Source organism: Actinosynnema sp. NPDC023794, assembly GCF_040639675.1.
GTDB classification, from domain to species: Bacteria; Actinomycetota; Actinomycetes; order Mycobacteriales; family Pseudonocardiaceae; genus Actinosynnema; species Actinosynnema luteola.
The window spans coordinates 1-15,217 of record NZ_JBFAFR010000016.1; the positions used below are offsets into that span (position 1 = coordinate 1).

General features: G+C 72.3%; 12 protein-coding genes. 8 read left to right on the forward strand and 4 right to left on the reverse strand.

From position 1 onward, the window contains the following. Window positions 1-98: 98 nt before the first annotated feature. Window positions 99-1,085, forward strand: a complete 987-nt coding sequence (locus tag AB0H12_RS27865; protein ID WP_499626698.1) for a LacI family DNA-binding transcriptional regulator — start codon at window positions 99-101, stop codon at window positions 1,083-1,085. 410 nt (window positions 1,086-1,495) lie between these two features. Then, complete coding sequence (locus tag AB0H12_RS27870; protein ID WP_499626700.1) at window positions 1,496-2,212, forward strand: DUF998 domain-containing protein; 717 nt, start codon at window positions 1,496-1,498, stop codon at window positions 2,210-2,212. Here the strand turns inward: AB0H12_RS27870 and AB0H12_RS27875 are convergent. Then, window positions 2,179-3,786 (reverse strand): AMP-dependent synthetase/ligase, encoded by a 1,608-nt coding sequence (locus AB0H12_RS27875; protein WP_499626702.1) that lies wholly within the window; start codon window positions 3,784-3,786, stop codon window positions 2,179-2,181. The genes AB0H12_RS27870 and AB0H12_RS27875 overlap by 34 nt on opposite strands. Before the next feature lie 45 nt (window positions 3,787-3,831). Here AB0H12_RS27875 and AB0H12_RS27880 point away from each other — a divergent pair, with 45 nt between their 5' ends. The 6 genes from AB0H12_RS27880 (at window position 3,832) to AB0H12_RS27905 (ending at window position 11,663) form a co-directional block, all read left to right on the forward strand. Then, the gene (locus AB0H12_RS27880) at window positions 3,832-4,380 is read left to right on the forward strand and encodes a TetR/AcrR family transcriptional regulator (RefSeq protein ID WP_499626703.1); all 549 of its coding nucleotides are present in this window, start codon (window positions 3,832-3,834) and stop codon (window positions 4,378-4,380) included. A 4-nt stretch (window positions 4,381-4,384) separates the two neighbouring features. Next, window positions 4,385-4,792 carry a hypothetical protein gene (locus tag AB0H12_RS27885; protein ID WP_499626705.1) on the forward strand — a complete coding sequence of 136 codons (408 nt, stop codon included), beginning with the start codon at window positions 4,385-4,387 and terminating at the stop codon, window positions 4,790-4,792. Between the two features lie 38 nt (window positions 4,793-4,830). Beyond that, window positions 4,831-5,229, forward strand: coding sequence for a hypothetical protein (locus AB0H12_RS27890; protein WP_499626707.1), 399 nt, complete (start codon window positions 4,831-4,833; stop codon window positions 5,227-5,229). 133 nt (window positions 5,230-5,362) lie between these two features. Next, on the forward strand, window positions 5,363-6,793 hold the full coding sequence (locus AB0H12_RS27895; protein ID WP_499626709.1) for a cellulase family glycosylhydrolase: 1,431 nt from the start codon (window positions 5,363-5,365) through the stop codon (window positions 6,791-6,793). Between the two features lie 252 nt (window positions 6,794-7,045). After that, entirely contained in the window at window positions 7,046-10,300 is a 3,255-nt protein-coding gene (locus AB0H12_RS27900) for a DUF4082 domain-containing protein (protein ID WP_499626711.1), read from the forward strand. Window positions 10,301-10,424: 124 nt separating this feature from the next. Then, entirely contained in the window at window positions 10,425-11,663 is a 1,239-nt protein-coding gene (locus AB0H12_RS27905) for an SEL1-like repeat protein (RefSeq protein WP_499626712.1), read from the forward strand. A 136-nt stretch (window positions 11,664-11,799) separates the two neighbouring features. On the opposite strand, the gene AB0H12_RS27910 is transcribed toward AB0H12_RS27905, so the two are convergent. The 3 genes from AB0H12_RS27910 to AB0H12_RS27920 are packed head-to-tail and all read right to left on the reverse strand — an operon-like array spanning window position 11,800 to window position 14,801. Then, window positions 11,800-13,278, reverse strand: coding sequence for a glutamate-cysteine ligase family protein (locus AB0H12_RS27910; RefSeq protein ID WP_499626714.1), 1,479 nt, complete (start codon window positions 13,276-13,278; stop codon window positions 11,800-11,802). A gap of 21 nt (window positions 13,279-13,299) precedes the next feature. After that, the gene (locus AB0H12_RS27915; RefSeq protein ID WP_499626716.1) at window positions 13,300-13,959 is read right to left on the reverse strand and encodes a 4'-phosphopantetheinyl transferase family protein; all 660 of its coding nucleotides are present in this window, start codon (window positions 13,957-13,959) and stop codon (window positions 13,300-13,302) included. Then, window positions 13,956-14,801, reverse strand: coding sequence for a metallophosphoesterase family protein (locus AB0H12_RS27920; protein WP_499626718.1), 846 nt, complete (start codon window positions 14,799-14,801; stop codon window positions 13,956-13,958). Before AB0H12_RS27920 ends, AB0H12_RS27915 begins: the two co-directional genes overlap by 4 nt. Between the last annotated feature and the right edge of the window lie 416 nt (window positions 14,802-15,217).

The following is a 15,217-nucleotide window of genomic DNA, read 5'->3' on the forward strand; positions in this document are numbered from 1 at the left end:
CCTCCTCCCCCCGCCCGCCCCTCTGCCCTTGTGGGGCCGGGGGGGGGGGGCGCTCGCCCCCGCCGCCCCCCCCCCGCACCCCCGGTATAAAGGCTGACGTGGACCGCAGACCAGTCACGTTGGAAGAGGTCGCGCGGATCGCGGGGGTTTCCCGGGCCACGGTGTCCCGGGTCGTCAACGGGGTCGCCACGGTGGACCGTGAGCTGCGCCAAGTCGTGGAGAAGGCCATTTCCACGACCGGGTACACGCCCAACCGCGCGGCGCGTTCGCTCGTCACCCGCAGGGCAGGCGCCATCGGGCTCGTCCTGCCGGAGGAGGGGCGCACCCTGCACGACCCGTACTTCGGCCGGGTGGTCAGCGGCGTGCTGCCGGTGATCCGGCCGCTCGGCGTGCAGCTGGTGCTGACCACGGGTGATCACCGCGAGGTGGTGGACGACATCCGGCAGCACCGGCTGGACGGCGTGATCCTGATCCACACCCACGACGCCGACCCGCTGCCGCGGCAGCTGATCGAGGCGAACCTGCCGGTCGTGCTGGCCGCGCGCCCGGTCCGGCCGATGTCGATCACCTACGTCGACGTCGACCAGGCCGCGGGGGCCGGGCTCGCCGCCGACCACCTGGTCGCCTCGGGTTGCCGACGGCTGGCGACCATCACCGGCCCGCTGGAGACGCCCGCCGGCCAGGACCGGCTGCGCGGCTTCCGCGACGCGGTGGCCCGGCACGGCCTGCCCGAACCGGTGGTGGTCGAGGGCGACTTCTCCCGCGAGGGCGGCGCCGAGGCGGCACGGCGCTTGGTGGACGCGGACGTCGACGGGCTGTTCGTCGCCTCGGACCTGATGGCGACCGGCGCGCTGCCGGTGCTGCGCAACGGCGGGCGGCGGGTGCCCGAGGACGTCAAGGTGGTCGGCTTCGACGACAGCAGCCCGGCCGTCGAGTGCGACCCGCCGCTGACCACGGTGCGCCAGCCGGTGGAGGACATGGCCGCCGAGATGGCCCGCCTGCTGGTGCAGCGGGTCGAACGCCCGGACCGCCCGGTCAGCTCCGTCGTGTTCGCGCCGACGCTCGTGGTCCGCCAGTCCAGCTGAGCCGCCGAGCCCCCACACCTCCGCGAGTCGGCCGTCCTCGACGCGGAAGGTCTCGATCAACATCGGCAGCACGCCGTCGGCAGGGGCCGGGTTTCCCCCGACGGACGAGCGGGTGGCGACTTCGTACCGCGCCTACCCGCGCCCCGCACCGCCCCGCACCGCACCCACCCACGCCCGCGCCCCGCACCCACCCGCGCCCGCGCCGCCGTGACCGCCACGCCTGGTCGCCGCCGGGCCGGCCGTTTCATCCGGCTAACGTGAGACATGCGATTCAGGTTGTCCCAGGTTGCACTCTTCGCCCGGTCGAGTGATCCACATCCGGGGCGCCACCGGGCCGGGCCCCGCTGTCGACAAGCTGTCGATCCGCGCGACCCGGAACACCACGCCGGCCGCCGTCCGTTCTGCCCGTTGTGCTGACCGCCGAACTCGCCCCGACCCGTTCCCCGGCCCGCTTCGTCGCCCTCGCGGGCGCTGTCGCCGTCCTGCTCACCGTCGCCCTCGTCGGCGGGATGGACCTCTACCGGCTGGGCGACTCCACCAGACATCTCCGCCGCACCATCAGCGAGTACGCCCTCGGGCCGCAGCGCTGGGTGTTCGACACCGCCGTCCTGCTGCTGGTGGCCGGGTCGGTGGCGATCCTCGCCGTGCTGGTCCGACGCGGCGTCGCGAAGTGGAACTCGGTGGGCTCGGTGGCGTTCGCCGCGTGGTCGGTCGGGTTGACGCTGGTCGTGATCTTCCCCAAGAACAACTGGGCGATCGGCCCGAGCATGAGCGGCAGCATCCACCGCTTCGGCAGCCTGCTCGCGTTCGTCGCGCTGCCGATCGCGGCGATGATGCTGGCCCGACCGTGGCGGCGCGACCCGGAGTGGGGCGCGCACGCCCGGTGGACGTTCCGGCTCGGCGTGCTGTCCGCTTTGGCGTTCACGCCGATCCTGTACGCGATCGGCGTGAACGCGGTCGTCGGCACGTCCTGGTGGCGGGTGATCCCGCTGGGGTACGTCGAACGGCTGCTGGTGCTGACCGAGGTGGTGGCCGTGCTGGTGGCGGCGGTGTGGGCCATCGCGGTGGCGCGCCCCGCGCAACACCGCCGGGCTCAGGAGTACAAGCCGTCCAGCACGTCCTTGTAGCGGCCCTCGATCTCCTTGCGCCGCATCTTCAGGCTCGCGGTGAGCGTGCCGTCGTCCACCGAGAAGTCCTTCGGCAGCACGGCGAACTTCTTGATCGTCTCGTGCCGCGCCAACTTCTCGTTCGCCGCCGCCACGGCCCGGCCGACCTCGGCGTCCGCGTCGAGGTCGGCGGGCGCGAGGTCGGCGTCGAGGGTGACCAGCGCGACGCAGTAGTTGCGGCCGTCGCCGTGCACGAGCACGTTGCCGATGTACGGGCTGTTCGCCTTGACCAGGCCCTCCACCGCCTGCGGCGCGACGTACTTGCCGCCGGAGGTCTTGATCAGCTCCTTCTTCCGGTCGGTGATGCGCAACCGGCCGGCCTCGTCCAGCTCGCCGATGTCGCCCGTGTGCAGCCAACCGTCCTGCAACGTCTCGGCGGTCTCGTCGGGCAACCCGTGGTAGCCGCGCATGATGCCGCGCCCGCCGATCAGCACCTCGCCGTCGTCGGCGATGCGGACCTCGGTGCCGACCAGCGGCTTGCCGACCGTGCCGAGCTTGTTCGCGCCGGGCCGGTTCACGAACGACGCCGCCGACGACTCGGTCAGGCCGTAGCCCTCCAGGATCGTGATGCCCGCGCGGTCGAAGAACTCGCCGACCGGGCGCGACAGCGGCGCGGAGCCGGACACGAAGTACTTGATCCGGCCGCCGACCCGCTCGCGCAGCTTGCTGAACACCAGCGTGTCGGCGACCTTGCGGCGGACCGTCCAGTCCGGGTGCTCGGCCACGGTCAGCGCCCAGTCGAACAGCTTCGCCTTCACCCCGCCGGCCTCGCGCATGGAGGCCACGACCCGCTGGTGGATCTTCTCGAAGATCCGCGGCGCGGCGGCCACCACGGTCGGGCGCAGTTCGAGCAGGTTGGCCGCGATCCGGTCCACGTCGCCGTCCACGGCGGTGGGCGCGCCGGTCGCGAGCATCCCGACCTGGAGCACCTTGCCGAACGCGTGGGACATCGGCAGCCACAGGAAGTGCAGGTCCTCCGGCGTCAGCACGCCCAGCTCGCGGATCGCCTCGGCGGTGTAGAGCCAGTTGTCGTGGGTCAGCTCGACGCCCTTGGGCGTGCCCGTGGTGCCGGAGGTGTAGATCAGCGTGGCCAGCCGGTCCGGCGTGATCTCGTCCACCATCGCGTCGTAGTCGCCCTCGACCTCGTCGGGCTCCCAGTCGGGCGTGACGACCTTCGCGTCCACCTTGCCCGCCAGGTCGGGGTCGGCGACCACGAGCACGCTCCCCGAGTCGCGGACGATGTGCGTGACGACGTCCGGCGTGCTGCTGGGGTAGATGGTCGTCGTCACGCCACCCGCCGCGAGCACGGCCAGGTCGGTGAGGATCCAGTCCACGCTGGTGGCCGCCATGATCGCGACCCTTGCCTCGTCGCGCACGCCGAGCCCGCGGAAGCCCAGCGCCCGCCTGCGCACCCGCTCGCCGACCTCGGCCCAGGTCAGCGACGTCCACTCGGCTCCGGTGCGGTGGCGCAGCGCCTCGGCGTCCGGGGTCTCCCGCACGCGTTCACGCAGTAGATCGGGGATGGAACGGGCCACGGTGACCTCCAGGGGAGCGACGCTCTAGAGCGGTACTCTAACCCCGTGAGATCGACTGGTCAGCGGGCAGTGCTCGACGCGGCCCTCGCGCTGGTCGACGAGGGAGGGCTCGACGCGGTCACGATCAGCGCGCTGACCGCCCGTTCCGGGGTGTCCAACGGGAGCGTGTACCACCACTTCGGCAGCCGGGCGGGCCTGTTCGCCGTGCTGTACGGGGAGAGCTTCGCGCACTGCGTGGCGGCGGTGGCGCCCGCGCTGGAGGTCGGCGACGCGGAGAAGGCCGTGCGGGCGGTGGTGGCGCGGTACCTGGCGTGGGTCGCCGAGCACCCCGGCCGGGCGCGGTTCCTCTACGCCGCGCCGTCGACCGCCGACCCCGCCGTGAAAGCGGACGTGTTCGAGCCGGTCGCACGCTGGTTCGCGGCACGCATGGCGGCGGGCGAGCTGCGCGAGATCCCGTTGTGGGCGTTGGACGCCGTGGTGATGGGGCCCGCGCACGAGTGCGCCCGGCGGCACCTGATGGGCGTGCTCGACCTGACCGCGGCGTCGGATCTGGTCGGGGACGCGGTGTGGGCGGCGGTCGCGCCCGTAGGGTGATCGCATGGCCACTTGGGGCGACCTCGCCGCATACGTGCACGACACCTACGACGTGATCGCGGAGAACGAGGACGAGATCCGGATCCTGTTCAACTTCGAGCAGTACGACGAGGACGACGAGCGGACCCAGGTGGTCATCCTGGTCCGCGAGGTGCTCGACAAGCTGCACGAGTGGGTGCAGATCGCCTCGCCCATCGGGCTGGCGTCGAACGTCGACCTGCACGCGTTCCTCGCCGAGGTGGGCAACTCGACCATCGCGTGCGGCGCGGCGATCATGGGCGACCACGTCGTGCTGCGGCACTCGTTGCCGTTGTCGGACCTGGACATCCACGAGTTCACCGAGCCGCTGGCGTTGCTCGCGGGCACGGCGGACCGGCTGGAGGAAACGTTCTTCGGCGGCGACGACTACTAGTGCTAAGTTAGGGTCACCTAACCGAGGGAAGGCGCTGAGTGTCCACACGGCCTGTCGTGACCGCCGGGTACGAGTCCATGACCATCCAGGTGCGCGCGGGCCTGGGTGAACGACGCCTGGTCGCCGCCGTGCGGTCCCTGTTCGTGCGGCACGAGGTGCTGCGCGCCGACGGCTTCACCGCCGAGTCGTGCGTCCACCGCGTGGCGCTGCCGTCGTGCCTGGTGTCGCTCGCCACCGTCGAGGACGTGGCGGGCGACGTGCCGCTGCGGGTGGTGTGGTTGGACGGCGGCGCGTCCGGTCGGATCGTCCTGACCGTGCGCCGCGACGTGCTGGCCCGCCTGCCGTGGCACGTGCTGCTGCCCGGCCTGGTGTCGGCGTGGAGCGCGAGCACCCACCTGCGCGCCCGCCGGACGGCGAGCCCGGCCCCGGTGTCCTGAACCGGCCTCCGCGCGGCTTCCCGAACCGTTGACAGCGGGTGTCCTGGGGTGTTGTGATCCACCCAACAGATAGGAAAGTTTCCTAACTGAACCGCCGCCACCGTGTTCACCCTGCAACCGTGGGAGGCGCCCCGTGACACCCCGATGGCCCGTATCGATCCTCTTGGCGCCGCTCGTCGCGGCCGTCCTGTCCGTGCCGACGGCCTCGGCGGCCGGCCTCGGCGCGACGGCCGTCACCGAGCACCAGGCGGAGAGCGCGACGATCTCCGACGGCCTGGTCGAGTCCAACCACGCGGGCTACACCGGCAGCGGATTCGTCAACTACGACAACGAGTCCGGCTCGTACGTCGAGTTCACCGTGACCGCCGCGACCGCCGGCCCCGCGACCCTGTCCTTCCGCTACGCCAACGGCAGCACCGCCAACCGGCCGGTGAGCGTCACGGTCAACGGCTCGGCCGGCGTGAGCGTGGCGTTCCCCGGCACCGGCGCGTGGTCCACCTGGGGCACGGGCTCCGCGACCGCGCGGCTGGCCGCCGGCGCGAACCGGGTGCGCGTCACCGCGACCACGGCCAACGGCGGGCCGAACCTCGACCGGCTCACCGTCGACACCGGCACGACCGGCGCGGGCCGGCCCGCGGACGTCAACGGGCAGCTGCGGGTGTGCGGCGTGCAGCTGTGCAACCAGCACGGGCGCCCGATCCAGTTGCGCGGCATGAGCACGCACGGCATCCAGTGGTACTCGCAGTGCGTCAAGGCCGCCTCGCTGGACGCGTTGGCGAACGACTGGGGCGCGGACGTCCTGCGGATCTCGCTGTACGTGCAGGAGGGCGGGTACGAGACGAACCCGCGCAAGTTCACCGACATGGTGCACGGCTACATCGAGGAGGCGACGCGGCGCGGCCTGTACGCGCTGGTCGACTGGCACCAGCTCGACCCGGGCGACCCGAACGCGAACATCTCACTGGCGCGCACGTTCTTCACCGAGGTCGCGCAGCGGCACCGGGACAAGACCAACATCATCTACGACATCGCGAACGAGCCGAACAACGTGTCGTGGGCGGGGATCAAGTCCTACGCCGAGCAGATGATCCCGGTGATCCGGGCGCAGGACCCCGACGGCGTGGTGTTCGTCGGCACGCACGGCTGGGGCTCGCTCGGCATCTCCGACGGGCGCAGCGAGCAGGACATCATCGCCGATCCCGTCAACGCCACGAACTTCATGTACACGTTCCACTTCTACGCGGCGTCGCACCAGGACGAGTACTTCGCCGCGTTGCAGCGGGCGGCGGCGCGGCTGCCGATCTTCGTGACCGAGTTCGGCACCCAGACCTACACCGGTGACGGGGCCGACGACTTCGCGTACAGCCAGAAGTACCTGGACTTCCTGACCGCCAACAAGATCGGCTGGACGAACTGGAACTTCTCCGACGACTTCCGCTCGGGCGCGGTGTTCAAGGAGGGCACGTGCGCCGGTTCCACGTTCACCGGCACGGGTGTGCTCAAGCCCGCGGGCGTCTGGATCCGTGACCGCATGAGGACCCCGGACAACTTCCCGACGAGCTGACCGACCCCCGTCGACGGCGCCGCGCCACCGCGGACCGCTGTCCGCCGCAATGCGGTGCCGCCGGCGTGGGAGAGCAATCCCCTGCGCCACAAGGACTACGGCGCGTGGGTACGAGGTCGCCCACCGTAACGGTGTCGCGCCGAGGTCCGATCACCGGCATGACCGGGGCCGTCCGAGGCTCCGCGACAACGGGCGGGCCGAATGTTCCCGAGTGGCGCAGCAAGACGCAGAACCGGCACGGCGGTGGCCAGGGTGTTCGCGGTCGTCGTCTTCGCCGCCGCAGTGGTGGTCGCGCCGACCGCGTGGCGCGCGCCGGTGGCCGTGGCCGCGACGCCGACCGCGATCACCGACGTCCCGACGACGGCGACCGTCGGCACGCCGTACACCTTCTCCGGCACCGTGACCGACGAGAGCCCGGTCGCCGCGGTCGAGGTGTCGACCGACGCGGGCGTGACGTGGCTCGCGGCCGGCTGGCAGGCGGGTCAGACGACGTGGAGCCACACCTTCACGCCGTCGGCGTCGGGCGCCGCGCAACTGCGGGTGCGCGCACTGGACGCGGGGCGCGGCACGGTCGGCGAGGCGTCCGCGGAGACAGCGGTCGCCGCCAGGGCCTGCCCGTGCGGCCTGTGGTCCGGCTCCGACGTGCCGTCGGCGGTCGACGCGGCCGACGGCACAGCCGTGGAGCTGGGCGTGAAGTGGCGGTCGACCCACGACGGCTACGTGCGGGGTGTGCGGTTCTACAAGGGGCCGAACAACACCGGCACGCACACCGGTTCGCTGTGGTCGGCCGCCGGTGTGCGGCTGGCGACCGGCACGTTCCGCGACGAGACGGCGAGCGGCTGGCAGACCCTCGTCTTCCCGACCCCCGTGCCGGTCGCGGGCGACACCACCTACGTCACCTCCTACTTCGCGCCGGCCGGGCACTACTCGTTCGACCACGGCTACTTCGCCCGGTCGGCCCGCCACCTGGAACCGCTGACCGGCCCGCAGACCGGCGTCGACGGCCCCAACGGAGTGTTCCGCGCGGGTGCCGGCTTCCCCGGCACCGCCTCGTCCGGCACGAACTACTGGGTCGACGTGGTGTGGTCGCCGGAACCCGGCGCGGACACCAGGGCGCCCGACCTGACCGGCACCACGCCCGTGGCCGGCGCGGGCAGCGTCCCGCTGTCCGAGGTCGTGACCGCCGCCTTCGACGAGCCGGTGGCGCCGGGCTCCGCCGAGTTCACCCTCACCGGCCCGGACGGTCCGGTCGTCGGTGGCACCTCGTCGTCCGGCAACGGCATGACCACCCAGTTCCAGCCGGAGGCCCCGCTGCCGGCGGGCACGCTGTTCACCGCGTCGGTGCGCGTCCGCGACGCGGCCGGCAACCAGACCGCCGCGCACACCTGGCGGTTCACCACCGGCACGCCGCGCGCGGCCCAGTGCCCGTGCACGTTGTGGGACGACTTCACCACCCCGTCCGCGCCCGCCACCGACGACGCGCGGGCCGTCGAACTCGGCGTCGAGGTCCGGTTCGCCGGGAAGGGCGAGGTGCTGGGCGTCCGGTTCTACAAGGGGCCCGGCAACACCGGCACGCACACCGGGTCGGTCTGGACGTCGACCGGGCTGCTGCTGGCCACCGGCACGTTCACCGGCGAGACGACGACCGGCTGGCAGACGCTGACGTTCGCCGCGCCGGTGTCCGTCCAGCCCAACACCACCTACGTGGTGTCCTACTACGCGCCCGACGGCCACTACGCGGCCACCCAGCGGCACTTCGAGTCGCAGCCGACGACCTACGGCCCGATCACCGCTCCCGGCGACGGCGCGAACGGGGTGTACCGCTACGGCGGCGGATTCCCGACCAGCGGGCACCTCGCGTCCAACTACTGGGTCGACGTCGTGTACCGCAACGGCCTCAACGGCGACACCACCCGGCCCACCCTGGACACCCGCACACCCGGTCCGGACGCGACCGACGTGCCGCTCGACGGGTCGCTGACGCTCGGGTTCAGCGAAGCCGTCGACCCCGGGTCGGCCACCATCGTCCTGACCGACCCGGCGGGCGCGTCGCTGCACGGCACGTCGACCTACTCGGCGGACGGGAAGACCGCGACGTGGACGCCGAACGGCGCGCTCAAGGCGGGCACCCGGTACGGGGCGAGCGTCCAGGTGGCCGACGTCAACGGCAACACCATGGAGTCAGCGGCCACGTGGACGATCACCACTCTTGCCACGGCGCCCTGCCCCTGCTCGCTGTTCAGCACCGCGACCGTGCCGCGCGTCCCGTCGGCGAACGACGGCGGCGCGTACGAGCTGGGCACCCGGTTCGCCACGAGCCGCGGCGGCTGGGTCACCGGCGTCCGGTTCTACAAGGGCGACGGCAACACCGGCACCCACACCGGCTCGCTGTGGACCGCGAGCGGCCAGCGGATCGCCACCGGCACGTTCGTCGACGAGACCGCGACGGGCTGGCAGACCCTCGTGTTCGCCGAACCGGCGCCCATCGCGGGCAACTCGACCTACGTGGCCTCCTACACCGCGCCCAACGGGCACTACGCGGTCGACCAGCAGTACTTCACCCGGCGCCACCCGGTCGTCTCCGCGCCGTTGACGACCGCGGAGGGCAGCGCGGCCGGTGTGTTCGTGCCCGGCGGCGGTTTCCCCACCAGGTCGTGGGACGGCAACAACTACTGGGTGGACGTCGACTTCACGCCGTTCACCGACACGACGCCGCCGGTGCACACCGGGCACACGCCGACCGACAACGGCGCGGACGTCGCCTTGGACGCCACGCTCACCGCCACCTACGACGAGCGGGTGAGCCTGGTGGGCACGACCTTCGCGGTGGTGGACTCCCACGGCGTCACCATGCGGGGGACCGTCGCCCGTGCCGACGGCGACCGCACGCTGGTCTGGATGCCGGCCGCGCCGCTGGTGCGCGGCACCACGTACACCGCGACCGTGCGTGCGGTCGACGTGCACGAGAACGTGGCGGCCGAGCCCACGACGTGGTCGTACACCACCGGGAACCCGCCGTGCCCGTGCTCGCTGTTCAGCGAGGCCGCGGTGCCGGAGGTGATCGAAGGGGGCTACTTGGGCGGCGCGGGCTTCGGCGTCAAGTTCGTGCCCGCCGTCGACGGCTTCGTGACCGGCGTCAAGTACTACAAGTCACCGGCCAACGGCGGCCCGCACGTCGCCTACCTGTCGCTCCCGGACAGCACGACCCTGGCCTCCCGCGCGTTCGACGGCGAGACCACGTCGGGTTGGCAGCGGACGACCTTCACCACGCCGGTGCCGGTCACCGCGGGGACCACGTACCTGGCCTGGTACAGCACCTACCAGGGCCGCCAGTCCGAAACCCGCGACTACTTCAGGTACGGCGGCGCCACCACCCCGCAGCTGACCGCTCCTGGTGGCCCTGACACGCCCAACGGGATGTTCGGCCGCATCCAGAGCTACCCCGACTTCCCGCGGACGGCCAACCACCACAACTACTGGGTCGACGTCGACTTCACCACGGCGTAGGCGTCCGTCGGCGGGGTCGGCCCGGCCCCGTCCCGGCGGCGATCGGGCGATCTTCGGCGAGGTGAGTGCGGCCGGCCCGGCCGTGCGGGAACATCGGAGGTGGGGCGACGCCGAAGGGGGACACGTGAGCGAGAAGACGGGCAACGCCGACACGGCGGCCGTGGTCGGCTTCGGGGTGGCCGCGGCACGCGGCGGTGACGTCGCGGCGGCGGAGGTCTGGTACCGCGCCGCCGCCGATCGCGGTGACGTCGACGGGATGAACCTGCTGGCGATGATCTGCGAGGAACGCGGCGCGCTCGCCGAAGCCTCGCGCTGGTACGGCCGCGCCGCCGAACTCGGCGACACGACCGCGATGCACGGTCTGGCCCGTCTCGCCAGGCAGGACGACCGGCTGGACGACGCCGAGCACTGGTACCGGGAAGCCGCCGACCGCGGCGACCAGGAGGCGATGACCGCGCTGGCCGACCTGCTCTCGTCGACGGGCCGCTCCGGCGACGACGACGCGTGGTACCGCCGTGCCGCCGAGTCGGGCGACCCGCGTGCCCTCGCGGTGATCAGCACCCGGCTGCGGGCCAGGGGCGAGACCGACGAGGCGGAGCGGTGGTTGCGCCGGGCCGTCGAGGCGACCGGCGAGCCGTTCTTCCTGGTGGAACTCGGCGAGCTGCTGGCCGGGCGCGGTGACGTGGACGGCGCGGAGACCTGGCACCGCCGCGCCGCCGAGGCCGGTGACGTCGACGCGATGGGCCACCTCGGGTCGGTGCTGGTGGCCCGGGGCAGGGTGGCGGAGGCCGAGGAGTGGTACCGGAGAGCGGCCGTCGCCGGTCGCGCGTCCGCCATGGCCGACCTCGCGCTGCTGCTGGTGCACCGGGGCGAGACCGCCGAGGCCGAACGCCTGCTGGAGCGGGCGTCGGGCGAGGTGGACCACGACCTGTGGGACGCGCTGCCGCCGTTGGGGGCCTCGGCGCTCGACCGGCTGGAACGGGAGGCCGCACACCGGGTGCTCGTCGTCCTCGGCGTGCTGGCCCGGCGGCGCGACGACCTCGACGGCGCCGAGCGCTGCTTCCGCCGTGCGGCGGAAGCGGGCGACACCCGGGCGATGTACGAGCTGGGGATGTTGCTGACGCGGTGGGGCTCCGCGAGCGCCCGTGCCGCGATCCGCCGTCCGGGCCGACGGGTCGAGCCGCCGTCGGACCAGGCGGAAACCTGGTTCCGCCGCGCCGCCGAGGGAGGCCACCCGGACGCGATGTTCAGCCTCTCCGCCCTGCACAAGGGCAGTGCGGAGGGCGAGTCGTGGTGGAACCGCGCCGTCGAGGCCCGGCAAGCCGACGCCATGAGGGCGCTGGAGGCGCAAGCCCGGACCTGACTGGACCACCTGCGGCCAGGGCAACGAGGGTGCCCCGGGCACTACCTCGCGACCAGGAACGTCTTCGTGGTGAAGCCCGGACCGGGCGCGGATCCCGTGTGCCGCCTGTGCCGCGCCGTCCTGTGACCGGTCGGGCTCAGGGCACCGGCCAGGTGTGGACCGGTTCGTTGGTGTGCATCAGGTCCCGGTACGAGCGCAGCATCCGGCGCAGCGCCTCGGGCCGGTCCAGCGCCGTGTGGTCGTACTGCCGGTGGAACGCGCGCGCCTGCCACGTCGCCCCGTTCACGCCGGTCAGGCACCGCTGCTCGATCACGCCCAGCAGCCGGTCGCGCTCGGCCGGGTCCACCTTCATCCGCACCAGGCCCTCGTGCGCCATCGGCAGCAGGCGGCGCAGCACCAGCTCCACCACCGGCACCGTGCCCAGCCCCGGCCAGTACACCTGCGCGTCGATGCCCGACCGGGCGCCCGAGGTGAAGTTCTCCTCCGCCGCGCTGAACGACATCTGCGACCACAGCGGCCGTTCCTCCTCGGCCAGCACGCGCACCAGGCCGTAGTAGAACGCGCCGTTCGCCAGCATGTCGACCACGGTCGGCCCGGAGGGCAACGTGCGGTTCTCCACGCGCAGGTGCGGCTGGTCGCGCACCACGTCGTACACCGGCCGGTTCCAGCGGTAGATCGTGCCGTTGTGCAAGCGCAGCTCCGCCAACGACGGCGTGTCGCCGCGCTCCAGCACCTGCAACGGGTCCTCCTCGTCGCAGATGGGCAGCAACGCCGGGAAGTACCGCACGTTCTCCTCGAACAGGTCGAAGATCGACGTGATCCACCGCTCCCCGAACCACACCCGCGGCCGGACGCCCTGCTCCTTCAGCTCGTCGCTGCGCGTGTCCGTGGCCTGCTGGAACAACGCGATCCGCGTCTCCCGCCACAGCTCCTTGCCCAGCAGGAACGGCGAGTTGGCCCCGATCGCGACCTGCACGCCCGCGATGGCCTGCGCCGCGTTCCAGTACGCCGCGAAGTCCTCCGGCGACACCTGGAGGTGGAACTGCGTGCTGGTGCACGCGGCTTCAGGCACGATCGAGTCCGCGGTGAGCTGCAAGCGCTCGATCCCGCTGATCGCGATCTGGAGGTCCTCACCCCGCGCGGCCAGCACCTGCTCGTTCAGCAGCGTGTACCGCGGATTGCCCGACAGCGCGTCCACCGCCAGGTGCTTCGGCTGCAACGTCGGCAGGATCCCGATCATCACCATGTGCGCGTCGACCCCGCGCGCCTTGTGCTCGGCCTCGTTCAACGACGCCCGCACGACGTCCTCGAACGCCGTGATCCCGCCACCGGTCAGCAGCCGGGGCGCGACGTTGATCTCCAGGTTCCACTGGCCGAGCTCGGTGACGAAGTCCGGGTCGGCGATGGCCTCCAACGCCTCGGCGTTGCGCATCGCCGGGTCGCCCGCGTCGTCGACCAGGTTGAGCTCGATCTCCAACCCGGTCGTCGGCCGGTCGAACTCGAACCTGGACTCGCCCAGCATCCGGGCGAACACGTCCAGGCAGCGACGCACCTTCGTGCGGTACCGCGTCCGGTCGTCGCGGGTGAACTGCTGTCGCCCGACCTCGTCGCCCATACCGCCGCCTTCCCGTCCCGATCAGCGCGCGGGTACCGCGATCGCGGTCACCACAAACCCCTCCCGCGCCAGCCAGCGACCGGTGAACCCGTCCAGCACCACGCCGTCCACCACGGGCGGCTCGATGAGGATCCGCGCGGTGAACGTGCCGTCGTCCGGGTTGATGGCCACCTCCGCATCCTCGAACCCCAGCCACGTCCGCGCCAGCGGGAACCACGCCTTGTAGACGGTCTCCTTCGCGCTGAACAGCAGCCGGTCCCACGCCACCTTGTCGCCGGCCGCCCGCAGCTCACCCATCCGGGCCAGCTCGCCGGGCACCGCGACGGCCTCCAGCACGCCGTTCGGCGTCGGCTCGTTCGGCTCGGCGTCGATCCCGATCGTCCACACCTCGGACGACCGGCCGACGGCCGCCGCCCGGTAGCCCTTGCAGTGCGTGATGCTGCCGACCACGCCCTCCGGCCACGTCGGCTCGCGCTTCGGACCGGGCAGCAGCGGCACGGGCGGGAACCCGAGGGCGGCCAACGCCGTGCGCGCGCAGTGCCGGCCCGTGGTGAACTCCTTGCGCCTCTTCTCCACCGCCCGGGCGACGTGCTCCTCCTCTTCGGGGAACAACACCACCCCGACGGGGTCGTCGAACACCTCGAACGCCGACACCGGCGGCGGGAGCAGGTCCGTGATCACCGTGCGTCCCCCTCGCGCAGCACGTCCAGCAGCGGCGCGGCGGTCCAGCCGCGCGGCTGCCACTCCCGCGGGTAACCGAGCGACACCTCGTCGAAGCGGACGCCGTCCTTGCGGATCGTGCGCGGGATGTGCAGGTGCCCGTAGACCATCACCGCCGCGCGGAACCTCAGGTGCCAGTCCGCGGTCCGCTCGGAACCGCACCACAAGGCGAATTCGGGGTACCGCAGCACGAACGTGGGATCGCGCACGAGCGGCCAGTGGTTGATCAGCACGGTGCGCAACGAGCTGTCCACGGCGCGCAACCGCCGCTCGCTCTCCTCGATCCGCGCCGCGCACCACGCCTCGCGGCTCGGGTACGGGTCGGGGTGCAGGAAGTACTCGTCGGTGCAGATCACCCCGGCCTCCTGCGCCGCGGCCAGCGCGGACGCCTTGTCCGTCGTGCCCGCCGGGCGGAACGTGTAGTCGTAGAGCGTGAACAGCGGCGCCACCGCCACCGGCCCGCCGACGCCCTCGAACACCGCGAACTCGTCGTCGGGCGTGAGCACGTCGATGCTGCGGCACAGCTCGACCAACTGCTTGTAGCGCACCTCGCCGCGGGCCTGCGCCGGGTCGTCCTTCGTGGTCCACAGCTCGTGGTTGCCCGGCGACCAGACCACCTTGGCGAACCGGCCGCGCAGCACGCTCAACGCCCACTCGACGTCGTCGAACTTCTCCGCCACGTCGCCCGCGACGATCAGCCAGTCGTCCGGCGAGTGCGGCCGGATGGCCTCGACGAAGTGGCGGTTCTGCTGGTACGTCACGTGCAGGTCGCTGGTGGCGAGGAGTCGCGGCGCAGTGCTCACACCTTCGAGCGTATCCGTGCGCAGCCGGTATCGGGGAGTGACCGCTCATCCGCTCGTCGCTCCTGTGTTGCCGTTCGGCGGAGTGCCGGTGGCCGCGTGACGCTGGACCACTCCCGTTCGTCGCGCGTTCCCTTACCAGGGAGCGCCGGTGTTCCTAGCGTGATGGGCATCACGACGTCCTGGGCGGAGGACCTGATGACCAACTACGTACGACCAGCGCAGCCGTTCGGTCGAACGGTGGGCGCGGAGATCGCCCGCCAGGTGCAACAGCACGCGCACCCCGCGGTCGCCCCCAGGCGCACGGACGACGCCGCCCTGGCCATGTTGCTGCGCGCCCGCCAGCGCGGTGACGCCCAGCGGCAGGAGCCGTGGGTGCGCCGGGCGCCGGAGGCGCCACCCCGACCGCCGCACGCCGA